Below are 15,127 nucleotides of genomic sequence, written 5' to 3' on the forward strand. Positions count from 1 at the left end.
CGCAGCCGCCCGGCCTTGTCATGCGGGCTGTTGACAATATTAGGAACGCATGCGATCCTTAATAACATTGGCACCGTGAAAAGCAACCGGTTTTCGCAAGGAAAGCTCAAATGAAAAAGTGCATCTCGTACTGGTCCATCCCCGGCGGTCTGGAAAATACATTGCCCATTGCCGACGCGCTGGCCGCGGCGAAAGACGCCGGCTTTGAGGGGCTGGAGCTGGGCATCGGGCCGGAAGGCGTGCTGACGACACAGAGTTCACAATCGGATTGCGAGAACATCCGCAAACAGATTGACGGCGCCGGGCTCACGGTGGAAACGCTGGCCAGCGGCATGAGCTGGGGGGCGAACCCGACGAGCAATGACCCGGCGGTACGGCGGAAGTCGATCGAACTGCACGCCGCGGCGCTGCAACGCGCGGCGTGGACCGGGTGCAAGGCGATGCTGTTCGTGCCCGGTGTAGTGACGAGCCCGATCGCCCCGGACGAGGTGGTGCGTTACGACACGGCAGTCGACCGCGTGCGCGAAGCGGTGCGCGAGTTGCTCGAGGTAGCGGAGAAGGTGCAGGTGGACCTTTGCCTGGAGAATGTGTGGAACGGGCTGCTGCTTTCGCCGTTGGAGTGGATGAGCCTGATTGATGAGTTCAAGAGCGATCGACTGGGCATGTACTTCGACGTGGGCAACCTGTTGGGTTATCACCAGCATCCGCCGCATTGGATTGAGCTGCTCGGCTCGCGGATCAAGCGGGTGCACATCAAGGACTTCAAAGACAACTTCGGCTGGGATGGCACGTACAGCTTCGCGAAATTGGGCGAAGGCGACGTGCCCTGGCCGGAGACAGTCGCGGCGCTGAAGGGCATCGGCTACGATCGCACGGTCGTCGCGGAGATGCTGCCGCCAAGCGATGGGCTGCTGGAACATACGAAGCAGGCGATGGACCGGATTTTCAACTGAATCATCACACGCGGCGCGGGGCGGAATCACGCGGCGCAATACGCAACAAAGGACTTGAACTATGGTCAACGTCGGCGTCATCGGACTGGGCATGATGGGTGGCACGCACCTGGACGTGTACGCGAAACATCCGAGCGCGAACGTGGTCGCGATCAGCGATGCGAACCCGGATCGGCTGTCGGGCAAGGAGAAGGCGGCGGGCAACATTGAGGGCCAGGCCAAGGGCGGCATTGATTACTCGGCGATGAAGAAGTACGCCGACGGCATGGAACTGATCGCCGACCCGGATGTGGCGTTGGTGGACATCTGTCTGCCGACGCCGATGCACCGCAAGTTTGCGGAGGCTGCGTTCGCGGCGGGCAAGCATGTGATGATCGAGAAGCCGCTGGCGAACACGGCGGCGGACGCGAAGGCGATCGCCGACGCCGCGGCGAAGGCCAAGGGCCTCGCGATGGTCGGCATGTGCATGCGGTTCTGGCCCGGCTGGGACTGGCTGAAACAGGCGATCGATGAGCAGACGTATGGCAAGGTGCTCGCGGCGCATTTCCGCCGAGTGACCTCACACCCCGGCGGGCCGTTTTACAGCGACGGCAAAGCCAGCGGCGGCGCGATTCTCGACCTGCACGTGCACGACACGGACTTCGTGTACTACTGCTTCGGCATGCCGAGCGCGGTCTACAGCCGCGGCTATACCACCGTCACCGGCCAGCCGGACCATGTGGTCACACAATACATCTACGGCGACCCGGCGAAGGGCGAAGGCCCGATGGCGACCGCCGAGGGCGGCTGGGCGCTCGCGGAAGGCTTCGGCTTCTCGATGCAGTTCACGGTCAACTTCGAGAAGGCGACGGTGGTGTTCGACATTGGTGCGTCGGACCCGGTGACGCTGCACAAAGGTGGCAAGTCCGAACCGGTGAAGGTCGCGGCCGGGATGGGCTATGAGCATGAGATCGCCTACCTGCTGGACTGCATTGAAAACAACCGCAAGCCCGAGCGTGTGACGGTCGCGGACGCGGCGGAGTCGCTGAAGATCGTGGAAGCGGAACGCAAGAGCATCGCGACGGGGCAGGTCACGCCGATTGGCTGATGCGGTTGCGCTGGACCGCAAAACGACATTGCGACATTTTTGATTGACGTTTAGCCCCGCCGACTTCGGCGGGGCTTTTTTTGTGGTGGGGGTTGATGTTGATTGCCGTCGGTCTTTTTGGGGGACCGGGGGGACCCACGGATGCCGTCCGTGGGCTTTGGGGGTTAGCTGCGGATCTGGGCGATGAGTTCGACTTCGACGGCGGCGTTGAGCGGCAGTGCGTTGACGCCGACGGCGGCGCGGGCGTGTCGGCCGGGCTCGCCGAGCAGTTTGAAGAGCAGATCGCTGGCGCCGTTGGCGACCTTGGGCTGGTCGGCGTAGCCGGGGTCGCATTGGACGAAGACGCCGACGCGGACGATGCGGACGAAGCGATGCCAGTCGCTGGCGATGGCCTGGTCGATGAGGGCGAGGCCGTTGACGACGCATTGGCCGGCGGCTTGCTGCGCGTCCTCGAGGCTGACGGCGGAGGGCACGGGGCCGGTGGCGATGAGCTCGCCGTCACGCAGCGGGAGTTGACCGCTGATGTAGAGCATGTCGCCGGTGCTGATGCATGGCAGGTAGCTGGCAACGGGTTTGGGGGGCGCGGGGCGTGTCCAGCCGAGGTTTTTCAGAGCCGATTCGAGGTCGAACATTTGGGGTTCCTTCGAAGTTTCGAGTTTCTGGTTTCTAGTTGGGGCGTTAGTGGAGCAGGCCTTCGGCTTTGAGGGCGGTGCGGACGGCTTCGGCGTGGTCGGCGTCGCGGGTTTCGATGACGACGTCAACCTGCACGTTGGTCACCTCGGGGCCGGCGAAGATGCGGTCGTGGCGGACTTCCTGAATGCTCGCGTCGGCGTCGGCGATGAGGCGAGTGAGCTTGGCGAGGCCGCCGGGGCGGTCGCTGATGGTCACGGTGAAACGGCAGAGCCGGTGGTCGACCGCGAGGCCGTGCTCGATGACACGACGAAGCACGAGCGGGTCGATGTTGCCGCCACACAACGGCAGCGCCACCCGCTTACCCGCCAGTTCCGGCAGCTTGCCGGCGAGCACCGCCGCGAGCGACGCCGCGCCCGCGCCTTCGACGACGGCTTTTTCCAGTTCGAGCAGGCGGAGGATCGCCAGCGCAAGCTCGGCTTCGCTGACCTGCACGACACGGTCGACATGCGGGCGAGCGGTTAGGAAGGCGCGTTCGCCGACCCGCCCTACCGCCAGGCCGTCGGCCAATGATGGGACGGGGTCGATCATGCAGGGCTCGCCGTGTTCGAGGGCTTTGCTGTAGCAAGGCATGCGTTCGGGTTCAACGCCGATGATGGTGACGTCGGGGCGGAGGGCTTTGAGGGCGACCGCGACGCCGGCGATGAGTCCGCCGCCGCCGATGGGGATGACGACAGCGTCGAGTTCGGGCAGTTGTTCGTGCAGTTCGATGCCAAGCGTGCCTTGGCCGGCGATGACGGCGGGGTCGTCGTAGCCGTGCACGTAGATGAGGCCTTGCTCGGTGGTGAGGCGGTCGGCGTGTTGGCGTGCTTCGGCGAAGCTTTCGCCAAACTTGATGACGTTTGCGCCGAGTCGCTGACAGGTGGCGGCTTTGATCAGCGGCGCGAAGCGTGGCATGACGACGGTGACGGGCAGGCCGAGGCGTTTGCCGTGGTAAGCGAGGGCCAGCGCGTGATTGCCCGCGGAGGCGGCGACGACGCCGGGCTTGCCGCCGACCTCGGCGAGGAGCGTGAGCGCGTTGGCAGCGCCGCGTTCTTTGAAGCTGCCGGTGCGTTGGAGGTATTCGAGCTTGCAGTAGAGCTCGCAGTCGGCGATTTCCGAAAGCGCCGGCGACTTGGCGCAAGGGGTGAGGACGATGGCGTCGCCGATGCGCTGCCGAGCCGCCTGCACATCTTCAAACGTGACCGGCTGCATGGAAGATGATCCTTATGCGGAGCTGTCCCCAACCTCGACACACGCAGTGGGTGAGGTGAAGCGACAGTATAAAGAGAAAGGCGTTCCAGTTTCGAGTTTGGGGCGTGGGGCTTGGGGGAGCCCGAGCATGGCCATGCCCGGGCTTTATGGGGCGCGGTGCGTGTGGGGGGGGTGGGCGCATGAAATAGCAAGGGCGCCTCGGCCTGACGGTCGGGCGCCCTTGCATGTGCGGCGGGCGGGGTGGTGCGTCGCGAGGGTTACGACGTTTCCGACTCACCGCCGGTGAGCCCCTGTTCACTGGCGGCTTCGCTCGCCGCTTCGCTTGCGGCTTCGCCGGCGCGTTGGGCGACGACCTTGCCACGTTCGGCCATGTCGCTGCCGTAGGTCTGGGCCTGGTCCATGAGCTTGTCGCGTTGCTGACCGAAGGCTTCATTTTCCTTTCGCGTGCCGGGCAGCAGGAGGCCGAGGGCGAGGCCCGCCGCGAGGACGCCGAGGCCGACGCTGAGCGGATGGTCTTCGAAGAGGTCGTGTGCGGACTGCTTGGCCTGCTGTGAACCGGCGCGGATGCGGTCGCCGGCGTCGCTGGCCTGTTCGCGAAGGTGGTGGCCCATTTCCGAGGCGCGGTCGCGCATGTAGGCGGTGGAGTCGGCGATGCGGTGGCCGTATTCGCTGGCCTTATCGCGAGCTTGTTCGCCGTATTCGTGCGCCTTGTCGCGAGCTTGTTGGCCGTAGGCTTTGGCCTGTTCGCCGTAGTCGTGCGCTTTATCGCGAGCCTGTTGGCCGTAGGCCTTGGCTTGTTCGCCCATCTGGTGGGCCTTGCCTTCGCCCTGCCCGGCTTGTTGGGAACTGGTCCGCGGATAGGCGGAGCCCTGGCTTTCCATGCCGGCTTCATAGAGCGCATGGCGGGCGCGCAGCTCAGCGTCTTCGGGCGTGCCCGGCGGTCGGCCGGGGTAGTCGCGGTAGGCGATATGCTCCTCGGTCTGGCTGCTGCGTCTGCTTGCGCCCACCAGCCAGGCGATGCCGACGCCCGAGAGGACGGCGGGCATGGGGTTTTCGCGGATGGTGCGGATGAAGCCGTGTCCGGCCTGGCTGCTTTTGTGTTTGATTTTGTCCATGGTTTGCTGCGTGATGTATTGGGGTGATAGCCGAAGCTGGAGGGTGTCAATCGTGCTGTCCAGCTGGTGGCGGGTGTCGTCGATATCGCGTCGGATCGCGTCGGGGTTTTCTTGCTTTGACGGCTCGCGTTGCTCGTGGCGTTCGCGCAGTTTTTTGTCGCTGCGCGTCGGGCCGACGGTGCGGACGCGAGGTTTCTCGTCGGCTTCGCGTGTGCGCGTCGCTTCGCCGGCGGCCTGTCGTACGTGATGGTGTTCGTCGGACGACCCGGTGGTATCGGTGGTGTCGGTGTGCCGGGTCATGTCACTTTCTCTTTGAGCCATTGTTGGTTCTCCTGCAGACTGTCGACCGTCTGGTCGGGTCGATAGTGCTGCTCTCGCAATCGTTTGATGCCGACGTGGATGAGGCCCCATGCCCCCAGGCCCAGGGCGATCGCGACGACCAGCGGCCCCAGCCAGTAGGCGACGCCGATCGGCATGATCAGGGCGAAGAGGCTGGTGAGGGCGAAGCTGAGCGCGATGCAGAGTGTGATCGCGGCGAGCAGGCCGACCACCGCCCCGGCGATGACCAGCGTGCTGTGGCGTGCGACCTGTTGACCTTTTTCGGTCAACTCGGTGCGGGCCAGATCGATCTCACGTCGGAAGAGGTAGGAAGTCTGGTCTTTGAGGTCCTTCAGCAGTTCGCCGAAGGTTCGCGGGTCTGTGTCGATGATGCGTCTCATGGTCGTTCACCTTCCTCGCCTATGCCTTGCGAGGGGTCATCGTCAGCAAGGTTGTCTTGCGGCAGGTCGGAGGCCTGATCGGACGCTTCGCCGAGGGACGACGATTCGGCACCGGTGGGCTTTTCGCCTTGGAACGCTTTTCGCGCTTCGTCGCCGGCCTTGCGTGCCTCGGCGAAGGCCTCGCCGGTGGTGGACTCGCTGGGGCTGCCCTGCGATGCTTCGCCGATGCTGGCTTGGCCGGTGCCGTACGAACCAGTGCCATACGAGCCGATCTGCTTTTGCTGCGAGCCGCTTCGGGATTTGCCGGAGCTTCGGAGGAATCGGGCGGCGACGAGGCCGCAGGCGAAGGTTGCGCCGATGAAAATCGCGGGGTGTTGGCGGGCGGTGTTTTCGACTGAGCCGTAGAGCTGCTGAACGTCGTGGTTCTGCAGGTAGCTGGCGATGCTGTCGACCTGGTCGGCGGCCTGGTCGACGTAGCCGGCGGGGCCTTCCTGCTGTTCGTCGTGCAGCTTATGCCCGGCTTCGCGAATGGCGACGCCGATGTCGCTGATGGCCTGGGCCAGGCGTGACTTGCCCTGCTCGGCGAGGTTGTGGGCCTTCTCGCCGATGCGATCGCTGGCGGCGGAGGCGGCTTCGCGTGTGCGGCCGACGGCTTCGCGAGCCTGCTCGCCGAAGCGTTCGCCCTGGGTCTGCCCCTCGTCGGAGGACTCAAAGCCCTGTCGTTCGGGGTTTTTGATATCAGCCATAATGGAACTCCTTCTTTCCCGCTGTCTTTCGCAGCCCAGCCACGTTGCGCGAGCGACGAGCTCGCGGCGGACGTGGACACGCGGCATACGTATCTACACCAAGCGTAGGACAGGCACACCGCTTAACCGTTTGCGATGTGCACTGCTTCACCGGTCAGGCTGAGCCTGACCGCACCGTCCTCCACCCGTCACGCGGACTCAACATTCGGCCGAGGGGACCGGGGGTGTCCGGCGCGAACCATTCGGTCCGCGTCCCCCGCCCAAGTGAGCTAATGCAAGGCCGATGCCAGACGCGAGGGCCGATTCGATTGACGCGAGGCCATTTCAGTTGTGGGGATTGTAAGATTTGCCACATCCTTAGTGGCGATTATTACTTGTTGTAGATGATGATGTTACGCAGGGTTTACGTTGAGACCAGGGCCTTTGTTGCGGGGGGAGACCCACGGCTGGAAGCCGTGGGCTTCAGCATGTTTGAGGTCGATAGATCGGGCCTGGTTGGGCGGGCCCGTGAGAACCGGACGGCGGTGGGATGCGTCCCTATACTTGAGGTCGGCCAAGCGTTACGGCCGCCCTGCTTCACCCTTGCAACTTCAACCGGGAAAGCCATGCATCATTCGCCTTTGATTTTGACATTGACCGCGACGGTGAGCCTGTCGCTGCTGACTGCCTGCACCACCCGCGCCGACCCGCCGCCGGAGCAGACGCCCCGGGTTGCTCCGGACGTCACGCCGGCCGACGCGTCGAACGTTGCTCCGGAAGACGCCCCGGACGTGGCTTCGGAAGAGGCTGCGGAAATGGCTCATGAAGCAGAGGACACCGCCGAGCAGTGGCTGGAGCGGATCGAGGCTCGCAGTGATGAGATTGACACACTGACGGCGCGCGTGCGTTACGACCGCGTGCAGGTGTTGCTCGGCGACGAGCAGACGCGCTTCGGTCGGCTGACGTATGACGCGGGGCCGCCGGCGCGGTTTCATGTTCACTTCGATCGGATGGCGATGCACGACGAGATGCAGATGCAGGAACGGCGGTACATCTTCGACGGCCGATGGCTGGCGGAGCGGCATGACGACCAGCGGCTGTTCATTTTGCGCGAGCTGGTCGCGGAAGGCGACGAAGGCGAAGACCTGCTGCGACTGGGCGAAGGGCCGTTTGCCCTGCCGTTGGACTTGCAGAAGGACACCGTGCTGGAGCGGTTCGAGGTGGCGTTGGTGACGGAGGATGAGCCTGCGTTTGAGGAGGCTGTGCTGCTGCGGCTGACGCCTCGGCCGGGCGTTGAGATCGATCAGACACAGATCGATATCTGGTACGACCGCGAGACGCGTTTGCCGTTGCAGGTGCGGACGGTGAACGATGTGGATCAGACGGAGTCGACGATTCGGCTGGGCGAGATGCAGACGGGGGTGGATGTGGATGAGGCGGTGTTTGATACGACGCCGCCGGACGCGGCGGGGTGGCAGGTAGAGCGGCGGGCGCTGGATTGAGTTTGATGTTTGGTTGAGGGGGCTCGCCCCATTTAGCCCCGGTGCTTGCACCGCGCGCTCGGCGTGTGGGGGCGGGAAAGCGCGGTGCAAGCACCGCGGCTAAATGTTTCGAACTTGTACGCGTTGTCGTGCTGCCGTGCTGTCGTGCCGTGGTGTTATGGTTTCATGTCGCGTGGTCGTTGTCTATGTATGATGGTCGGCAATGTTTTGGGAGATGGTTCAGGTCGCTGGCGAGCGTTTGGGGGACGCGTTTCTGGTGGAGGTAATTGATGTCTGAATATGACACACGCGTTCGTGTCGATCGCGTTGACTGGTACGCCGTGCTGCCGTGGCTGGCGCTGTTGCGGACGGCGGCGATGGCGTTGCACCCGGCGAAGGTGGTGTTGGCGTTGGCGTTGGTGGCGTTGCTGTACGCGGGGGGGCTGGCGTTGGACGTGGTGTGGGGCGCGGCTGTGCCGGACGGCGCGGTGCAGCGGTACCAGGTGATGAGCGGCGAACAGTACAGCCGATGGATGGAAGCGTATCGCGAGGCGGCGGCGGACGACCGCGCGGGCGAAGCGCGCGGCGTGTTCGAGACGACCGTTGCGCAGCAGCGGTCGGCGTTTCGGCGGTTGCTCAACTCGGCGGTGACGCTGGAACTGGGTGTGGGCGATTTTCTCATGGGCCGAGGCTCGGCGTCGCGCGGCTTGATGGGGCCGATGGTCGAGATGCTTGTGACCGTGCCGACGTGGTTGATCCGCACGCAGCCGACGTTTGTGCTGCTGTACCTGTTGTGGGCGTTTCTGGTGACGGCGATCCTCGGCGGCGCGATCGCCCGGCTGGCGGCGCTGCACGCGTGTTTGAACCGTCGCGGCTCGCTGGTGGGTGCGGTGCGGTTCGTGGCGGCGCGGTATCCGTGGTTTTTCCTTGCGCCGCTGACGCCGGTGCTGCTGGTGGTGCTGATCGGCGTGGGGATGATGATTGTCGGTGTGCTGTTCAACCTGCCGGGGCTGGATGTGGTCGGCGCGCTGCTGTACGGGGCGATGCTGATGTGCGGGCTGGTGGCGGCGCTGCTGGTGGTGGGGCTGGCGACGGCGGGGCATCTGCTGCTGCCGGCGATGGCGGTGGAGGGGACGGACGCGTTTGATGCACTGAGTCGGACGTATAACTACACGCTCGGCCGACCGCTGCATTTTCTGTTCTATAGCCTGGTGAGCATCGTGTACGGGGCGGCGATGTACCTGGTGATCAGCCTGGTGCTGCTGCTGACGTTGTGGTTGACGTGGGCGTTTGCGAGCCAGTTGGTGTTTACCACGGTGGGCGATACGGGTGTGAATCGCTTTGACGCGCTGCTCGCGCCGCCGCTGGCAAACGAGTTGGTGACCGGTCGGCCGGACGTTGAGGTGGGCGTGCTGAGCACGATGGCGTCGGTCGTGATGCGTGGGTGGGTAACGCTGCTGGCGGCATTGTTGCCGGCGTTTGCGGTGAGCTTTTACTTCTGTGCGAGCACGTGGATTTACCTGCTGCTTCGTCGGGCGACGGACGGCACGGGGTTTGACGATGTGTTCATCGCGGGCGAGTTGGACGGCGACACGCTGGGCGACGCAGCGACCATGCCGCCGGAGAAGGTCGAGCCGGGCACGTGATGGGGTGGCGGGTTTTACATGATCGATGGTTGGTGGGTGTGGCTGCGCTGCTGCTGCTGACGGCGGCGGTGGCGTTGTGCGTTGGCTGTGAGCGTGCGGGGGATGAGGCGGCGAACGATGACGGTGAGCTGCGGCTGGTGTCGCTCGCGCCGGGGCTGACGCAGATGGTGGTCGACCTGGGGCTTGGCGATCGGCTGGTGGGCGTGGCGGAGCATGACGCTTCGGCGCCGCGCGGGCTGCCGGTGGTGGGCAACTATGCGGATGTGAACACCGAACGGCTGGTGGGCTTGTCGCCGACGCATGTGTTGACGCTGACGACGACGCGCGAGCCGCCGCGCCGACTGCGCGAGTTGGCCGAGGCGGGCCGATTCGAGTTGGTGGCGTATCGGTTTCCGTTTTCGATCGACGACGTTCGGCAGACGCTGCACCGTGATGCGGGTGATACGGGTGACGCGCGGCCGGGCCCGCCACCCCTTGGCGAGGCGTTGGGCGTGCCGGAGCGGGCGCGGGTGCTGCTGGCGCGGTTTGATGCGTCGCTTGGTGCGTTGCGTGAGTTGACGGCCGACCGCGATCGGCCGCGCGTGTTGCTGGTGATCGGCCACACGCCATTGATGGCCAGCGGGCCCGGCACGGTGCACGACCAGTTGCTCGAATGGGTGGGCGGGCGCAACGCCACGGCCGGGGCGAGCGTGACCGCGCCGACGTATGACCGCGAGGGGGTGCTGTCGCTTTCGCCGGAGGTGATATTGCTACTGTCGCCCGACGCCCCACCGCTGCACGACGGCGACGCTCGGCTACGCGCGATCCGCGACCTGCCCGTCCCGGCGATGCGCGACGATCGCGTGTATGTGATCAATCATCCGCAAGTGCTGCTGGCGAGCACGTCGCTGCCGGAAGTGGCGGCGACGCTGGCGACGGCGATTCACCCCGACCTGGCGGACGAGATCGCGGCCGTGATGGCGGACCATGCGGCGGAGTAGCCGTACAAGAGCAATCACGCCCGTCAGTTGCGATCGGCGGTTTTCGTCATTACGCTTCCACCAGCATCTGCCGCAGCGAGCACCGTCTGTGCAAGCGTTTGGTTGGCAGACCATTCCGCTGCCGCTTTTCCTGAAATGGGATAAAGGCTGACCGCCATGACCGACAAACTGCAAGGCGTCTTTACGCCACACATGGTGCCCCTCGATGCCCACGGCCGTGTCGCTGAGGATGAGCTGCGGCGGTATATCGACTGGCTGATCGAGCGCGGCGTGCATGGGCTGTACCCCAACGGCTCGACGGGCGAGTTCACCCGATTTACCGCTGACGAGCGGCGGCGCATCGTGCAGATCGTCTGTGAGCAGGCGGCCGGCCGTGTGCCCGTGCTCGCCGGTGCTGCCGAGGCGAATGTCGCCGAGACGCTGCGTGCCTGCGAAGCGTACGCCGAGTATGGGGCGCGGGCGGTGGCGATTGTCAGTCCGTTTTATTACAAGCTTTCGTCGGAGAGCGTGTACGCCTACTTTCGCGAGATCGCCCGCAACAGTCCGGTCGATGTGACGCTGTACAACATTCCGATGTTCGCTTCGCCGATCGACGTGCCGACGATCCGTCGGCTGGCGGAGTTTGATCGCATCATCGGCATCAAAGATTCCAGCGGCGACGTGGCGTTCATGATGCGGATGATCGCGGCGATCCGTCCGCATCGGCCTGACTTCACGTTCCTCACCGGTTGGGAAGCCGTGCTCGTGCCCATGCTCCAGGTCGGCGCGGACGGCGGCACGCACGCGACCAGCGGCGTCGTGCCGGAGCTGACCCGCAAGCTCTATGACCTGACCCGCGCGGGGCAGCTTGATGAGGCGATCTCGCTGCAATATCGCCTGCTGGAGTTGTTCGACACGATGCTCTACTCGGCCGACTTCCCCGAGGGCTTCCGCGCTGCGGTCGAGCTGCGCGGCATTCGCCTGGGTGCAAGCCGACAGCCGATGAGCGAGACGCAGCAGGTCGACCGCAGCGCCTTGCAGCGCGTGCTGCACTGCCTGGTCGCCGACTTCGGGTTGATTGATCCGCCGAGCGAAGGCTGCCCGCCGCGCAATGGCCAGCCCGCCGCCGGCGTGGGCCGAGAGCACATTTCCCACATTGCCCAACAGGTCATCGACCAGTTGCGTCAGCGCGGCGTTTTGTAAACGTTGATGCGGGCGGCGATGTCGGCCGGTGAAGCCGCCGCCGATGCCCCCTACCAGCCAGGGCACGGCCGTCTTAACTTGAATCCGCAATGCGCCCGGAGGGACTCGAACCCCCAACCCTCGGTTCCGAAGACCGATGCTCTATCCAATTGAGCTACGGACGCAGGTTTGTATGTCCAGGCGAGGGTGCGTTAGCAGGCCCTTGCCCGGCCGAGCGGGGTTGTGCCGCTACGACTTGTGCAAAGCCTACTGGCGAATGCCGAGGCGGTCAATCGCGGGTGGCGGCGGGCGGCCAGAAACTTCGTAACACGACCTAAACGACACGATCGATTCAACCGATACCGTTTTTTAGTCGTGCGATTTGCACGGCCGGCTCAGGGGAGAATCGCAACCATGAAGCACTATGATCTTGTGGTGATCGGCACGGGGCCGGCCGGTCAGAAAGGCGCGATCCAGGCGGCGAAGCTTGGAAAGCGTGTGGCGATCATTGAGAAAGCCACCGTGCTCGGTGGAGCCGCGATCAATACAGGTACGATCCCCTCCAAAGCACTGCGCGAAGCGGTGCTGCACCTGACCGGCCACGCGAAGCGCGGGCTGTTCGGGCAGAGCTACCGGGTCAAGAAAGACATCACCATCGCCGACCTCGCCGCGGTGAGCCAACAGGTCATCCGCCACGAGTGGGAGCTGATCCAGGATCAACTGGAACGCAACGGCATCGACCTGATCTGGGGCAAGGCCCACTTCGAAGGGCCCAACCTGCTTCAGATCCAGCGCAACGGCGATGCCGAGCTGCTCACGGCCGACAAGTTCCTCGTCGCGGTGGGCACACGGCCGGCCCGGCCGACGAACGTGCCGTTCAATGAAACAAGCGTGTTCTGCTCCGATCAACTGCTGCACCTCGAACGCCTGCCCAAGAGCATGATCGTCGTCGGCGGCGGCGTGATCGGCACGGAGTACGCCTGCATCATGGCGACGCTGGGTGTGCGCGTCATCCTCGTGGAAGGTCGCAGCAAGCTGCTGGGCTTTCTCGATGATGAGATCACCGAAGCGTTTCAGTACCAGCTTCGCCGAGCCGGCATCACGCTTCGGCTGGGTGAGAAGGTCGAGAAGATCGACGAAGTCAAAGGCGACCCGACCACCGGCGGCAAGCCGTTGGTGCAGGCGACGCTGGAGTCGGGCAAACGGCTACGCGCCGAGACGCTGCTCTACGCGGTCGGTCGGCAAGGCGTGTGCGGCGCCCTGGGGCTGGACAACGTGGGCATCTCGTTCGACGACCGCGAACGGCTGAAGGTCAACGACCACTACCAGACCAACATCGAACACGTCTATGCGGCGGGCGATGTGATCGGCTTCCCCTCGCTGGCCTCGACGAGCATGGAGCAGGGCCGACGGGCTGTTTGCCACGCGTTCGGCGTGAAGGAAGACAACTTCAACACGCTGTTTCCGTATGGCATTTACGCTGTGCCGGAAATTTCAATGGTCGGCCAGACCGAAGAGCAACTCACCGAAGCCGGCATCCCGTACGAAGCAGGCATCGCGACGTATGACGAAGTCTCTCGCGGCAAACTGCTGGGCGACCACACCGGCATGCTCAAGCTGCTGATCCACCAGGACGACCACACCATCCTCGGCGTGCACGCGATCGGCACGCAGGCGACGGAGCTGATCCACATCGGCCAGGCGGTGATGACGCTCAAGGGCACAGCCCAGTATTTCATCCAGAACGTGTTCAACTACCCGACGCTCGCCGAGGCGTACCGCGTCGCAGCGTACAACGGGTTGAACAAGCTACGGCATATCTGACCACCACCCCGTCGCACACGAGGGCAACACGAGCATGATCTATACACCTACGTCGATCGGCTCGTCGGGATAGCCATCGTTCAATAACGCGCTGAGATATTGAGCAATGCGTCGTGGAGCAAAGTCGCTGGTCGAGCGTTGCAGTTCTTCGACCGACCACCAGTGGTGGCCGAGTTGATCGTGTATCTCCTGATCGTCTGCGATAGCGCGAATCACCGTGGCGTCGGTGCGGGCAACGAAGAAACGCTCGTGCTGGTTGTAGCGGCGATGGCGGTAGGTGAACGCGTGCGTGCGATGCCAAACACAGCAGGACACTTCATGGATACGAAGGCCCGTTTCCTCGTATACCTCGCGGCGAGCAGCGTCTTCGTAAGACTCGTTTGCTTCGAGGCCGCCGCCGGGCGCGATCCAGAACGGCTCCCCACCCGTTGGATCCTGGCAATGGAACATCAACAGGCGATCCTCCGCATCCAGCAGCAGCACGCGCGCCGCAGAGCGAACGACCAAGCCATCCTGATGCGTCTGTTCCACCGTTGCCCCCTTTGCGTGAATCACCCCTGATCCAGCCGACGGAGGTCGAGGCCGGCTTCATTGAGCTTCTGCTTGATTTCGGTGAGGCTGGTCATGCCGAAGTTTTTGACGCCCATCAGCTCGGCCTCGGTCTTGGTGACGAGGTCGCCGATGCTGGTGACGCCCAGCAGAGCCAGCGCCTTGCGGGCGCGGACGGAGAGGTTCAGTTCATTGACCGACTTGTTGAGCGTGTCGTTGTCGCCGGCCTGGTCGCGAAGCTGGTCGTAGACTTCCTGCTTGACCTGCTGCTGCTGCTGTTCGACGGCCTGGCCGAGGCGAAGGCCGCGCTGAGCGAGCATGGTCTTGATTTCGTCGAGGCTGGCGTCGCCGAAGTTCTTGAAGCTGCGCAGCTCGGCTTCGGTGACCTTGAGCAGGTCGCCGAGCGTGCGGATGTTCATCTTGCGAAGCGCGTTTCGCGTGCGGACGGACAGTTCGAAGTCGGTCACGGGCGTGTCGAGCAGCGCGTTGTGGGCGGCGACCTTCTTCTCCTGGTCGTCGTCGATGATCATGCCCTTGCTGGCGAGCACGTCTTTGATGTAGAGGCGGGCGCGCGGGTGGTTGGGCTCGGTGGCGAGCACCTGGCGGAGGCAGCGCTCGGCCTTGCCGTGGTCGTTGCGGTCTTCGTAAAGCACGGCGAGGTTGATCAGCGCGTTCAGCGACGGCCGTTCGCGGCGGGCACACTCTTCATAAAGATGCACCGCTTCGTCTTCCTCGCCCATGAGGTCGAGGTTGTAGGCGAGGCGGAAACAGATGGCCGCGTCGTCCGGGTCGGCGGCGTAGGCGGCCTCGTACTGCTCCACCGCTTCGTAGCGGTTGCCGGCCTGCTCGGCCTGGAACCCGGCGTCGTAGTATTTCTTGGCTGTTTCCACGTCACGAACGTCGCCCATCGTGCCCATATCTTCCGCTGCGCTCATCATCGTGTCTTTTCCAGTTTTCAGGCCTTCACATGTCCACGGCAGACCGGCCGCCGCACCCCCCGCGC

Annotated in this window: 14 protein-coding genes and 1 tRNA gene; 7 read left to right on the forward strand and 8 right to left on the reverse strand. The window is 64.4% G+C overall.

The features are described from left to right. The first annotated feature begins 110 nt into the window (after positions 1-110). A complete protein-coding gene (locus ACERK3_16080) occupies positions 111-953 on the forward strand; it encodes a sugar phosphate isomerase/epimerase family protein (protein MFA9479804.1) in 843 nt (280 codons plus the stop codon). A 61-nt stretch (positions 954-1,014) separates the two neighbouring features. Further along, positions 1,015-2,040 carry a Gfo/Idh/MocA family protein gene (locus ACERK3_16085; protein ID MFA9479805.1) on the forward strand — a complete coding sequence of 342 codons (1,026 nt, stop codon included), beginning with the start codon at positions 1,015-1,017 and terminating at the stop codon, positions 2,038-2,040. Positions 2,041-2,204: 164 nt separating this feature from the next. Here the strand turns inward: ACERK3_16085 and ACERK3_16090 are convergent, their stop codons facing one another. The 5 genes from ACERK3_16090 to ACERK3_16110 form a co-directional block, all read right to left on the reverse strand. Next, positions 2,205-2,672 (reverse strand): RidA family protein, encoded by a 468-nt coding sequence (locus tag ACERK3_16090; protein ID MFA9479806.1) that lies wholly within the window; start codon positions 2,670-2,672, stop codon positions 2,205-2,207. A 46-nt stretch (positions 2,673-2,718) separates the two neighbouring features. Continuing rightward, a complete protein-coding gene (gene ilvA / locus ACERK3_16095; protein MFA9479807.1) occupies positions 2,719-3,924 on the reverse strand; it encodes a threonine ammonia-lyase in 1,206 nt (401 codons plus the stop codon). A gap of 257 nt (positions 3,925-4,181) precedes the next feature. Then, positions 4,182-5,339, reverse strand: a complete 1,158-nt coding sequence (locus ACERK3_16100) for a DUF3618 domain-containing protein (GenBank protein MFA9479808.1) — start codon at positions 5,337-5,339, stop codon at positions 4,182-4,184. Then, positions 5,336-5,758, reverse strand: coding sequence for a phage holin family protein (locus ACERK3_16105; protein MFA9479809.1), 423 nt, complete (start codon positions 5,756-5,758; stop codon positions 5,336-5,338). Before ACERK3_16105 ends, ACERK3_16100 begins: the two co-directional genes overlap by 4 nt. Next, the gene (locus ACERK3_16110) at positions 5,755-6,504 is read right to left on the reverse strand and encodes a hypothetical protein (protein MFA9479810.1); all 750 of its coding nucleotides are present in this window, start codon (positions 6,502-6,504) and stop codon (positions 5,755-5,757) included. The genes ACERK3_16105 and ACERK3_16110 overlap by 4 nt, the downstream gene beginning before the upstream one ends. Positions 6,505-7,124: 620 nt before the next feature. Between ACERK3_16110 and ACERK3_16115 the strand changes: the two genes are divergently transcribed. The 4 genes from ACERK3_16115 (at position 7,125) to ACERK3_16130 (ending at position 11,772) form a co-directional block, all read left to right on the forward strand. Further along, the gene (locus tag ACERK3_16115; GenBank protein MFA9479811.1) at positions 7,125-7,985 is read left to right on the forward strand and encodes an outer membrane lipoprotein carrier protein LolA; all 861 of its coding nucleotides are present in this window, start codon (positions 7,125-7,127) and stop codon (positions 7,983-7,985) included. 269 nt (positions 7,986-8,254) lie between these two features. Beyond that, complete coding sequence (locus ACERK3_16120) at positions 8,255-9,610, forward strand: hypothetical protein (GenBank protein ID MFA9479812.1); 1,356 nt, start codon at positions 8,255-8,257, stop codon at positions 9,608-9,610. Positions 9,611-9,642: 32 nt separating this feature from the next. Further along, positions 9,643-10,590 carry an ABC transporter substrate-binding protein gene (locus ACERK3_16125; protein ID MFA9479813.1) on the forward strand — a complete coding sequence of 316 codons (948 nt, stop codon included), beginning with the start codon at positions 9,643-9,645 and terminating at the stop codon, positions 10,588-10,590. Positions 10,591-10,746: 156 nt separating this feature from the next. Then, a complete protein-coding gene (locus tag ACERK3_16130; protein ID MFA9479814.1) occupies positions 10,747-11,772 on the forward strand; it encodes a dihydrodipicolinate synthase family protein in 1,026 nt (341 codons plus the stop codon). 90 nt (positions 11,773-11,862) lie between these two features. On the opposite strand, the gene ACERK3_16135 is transcribed toward ACERK3_16130, so the two are convergent. Continuing rightward, a tRNA-Arg gene (locus tag ACERK3_16135) sits at positions 11,863-11,936 on the reverse strand. Between the two features lie 229 nt (positions 11,937-12,165). Between ACERK3_16135 and sthA the strand changes: the two genes are divergently transcribed. Then, on the forward strand, positions 12,166-13,575 hold the full coding sequence (gene sthA, locus ACERK3_16140; GenBank protein ID MFA9479815.1) for a Si-specific NAD(P)(+) transhydrogenase: 1,410 nt from the start codon (positions 12,166-12,168) through the stop codon (positions 13,573-13,575). 39 nt (positions 13,576-13,614) lie between these two features. On the opposite strand, the gene ACERK3_16145 is transcribed toward sthA, so the two are convergent. Both ACERK3_16145 and ACERK3_16150 read right to left on the reverse strand, forming a co-directional pair. Next, the gene (locus ACERK3_16145; protein ID MFA9479816.1) at positions 13,615-14,130 is read right to left on the reverse strand and encodes an NUDIX hydrolase; all 516 of its coding nucleotides are present in this window, start codon (positions 14,128-14,130) and stop codon (positions 13,615-13,617) included. Beyond that, entirely contained in the window at positions 14,127-15,062 is a 936-nt protein-coding gene (locus ACERK3_16150; protein ID MFA9479817.1) for a DNA-directed RNA polymerase subunit alpha C-terminal domain-containing protein, read from the reverse strand. Before ACERK3_16150 ends, ACERK3_16145 begins: the two co-directional genes overlap by 4 nt. Positions 15,063-15,127 lie beyond the last annotated feature (65 nt).

Source organism: Phycisphaerales bacterium AB-hyl4 (assembly GCA_041821185.1).
Classification (GTDB): domain Bacteria; phylum Planctomycetota; class Phycisphaerae; order Phycisphaerales; family Phycisphaeraceae; genus Natronomicrosphaera; species Natronomicrosphaera hydrolytica.

Coding starts and splice junctions, on each gene's coding strand:
- ACERK3_16100 (MFA9479808.1), bottom strand. CDS start 5,339: ATGACCCGGCACACCGACACCACCGATACCACCGGGTCGTCCGACGAA.
- ACERK3_16130 (MFA9479814.1), top strand. CDS start 10,747: ATGACCGACAAACTGCAAGGCGTCTTTACGCCACACATGGTGCCCCTC.
- ACERK3_16090 (MFA9479806.1), bottom strand. CDS start 2,672: ATGTTCGACCTCGAATCGGCTCTGAAAAACCTCGGCTGGACACGCCCC.
- ACERK3_16105 (MFA9479809.1), bottom strand. CDS start 5,758: ATGAGACGCATCATCGACACAGACCCGCGAACCTTCGGCGAACTGCTG.
- ACERK3_16150 (MFA9479817.1), bottom strand. CDS start 15,062: ATGATGAGCGCAGCGGAAGATATGGGCACGATGGGCGACGTTCGTGAC.
- ACERK3_16080 (MFA9479804.1), top strand. CDS start 111: ATGAAAAAGTGCATCTCGTACTGGTCCATCCCCGGCGGTCTGGAAAAT.
- ACERK3_16120 (MFA9479812.1), top strand. CDS start 8,255: ATGTCTGAATATGACACACGCGTTCGTGTCGATCGCGTTGACTGGTAC.
- sthA (MFA9479815.1), top strand. CDS start 12,166: ATGAAGCACTATGATCTTGTGGTGATCGGCACGGGGCCGGCCGGTCAG.
- ACERK3_16110 (MFA9479810.1), bottom strand. CDS start 6,504: ATGGCTGATATCAAAAACCCCGAACGACAGGGCTTTGAGTCCTCCGAC.
- ACERK3_16085 (MFA9479805.1), top strand. CDS start 1,015: ATGGTCAACGTCGGCGTCATCGGACTGGGCATGATGGGTGGCACGCAC.
- ilvA (MFA9479807.1), bottom strand. CDS start 3,924: ATGCAGCCGGTCACGTTTGAAGATGTGCAGGCGGCTCGGCAGCGCATC.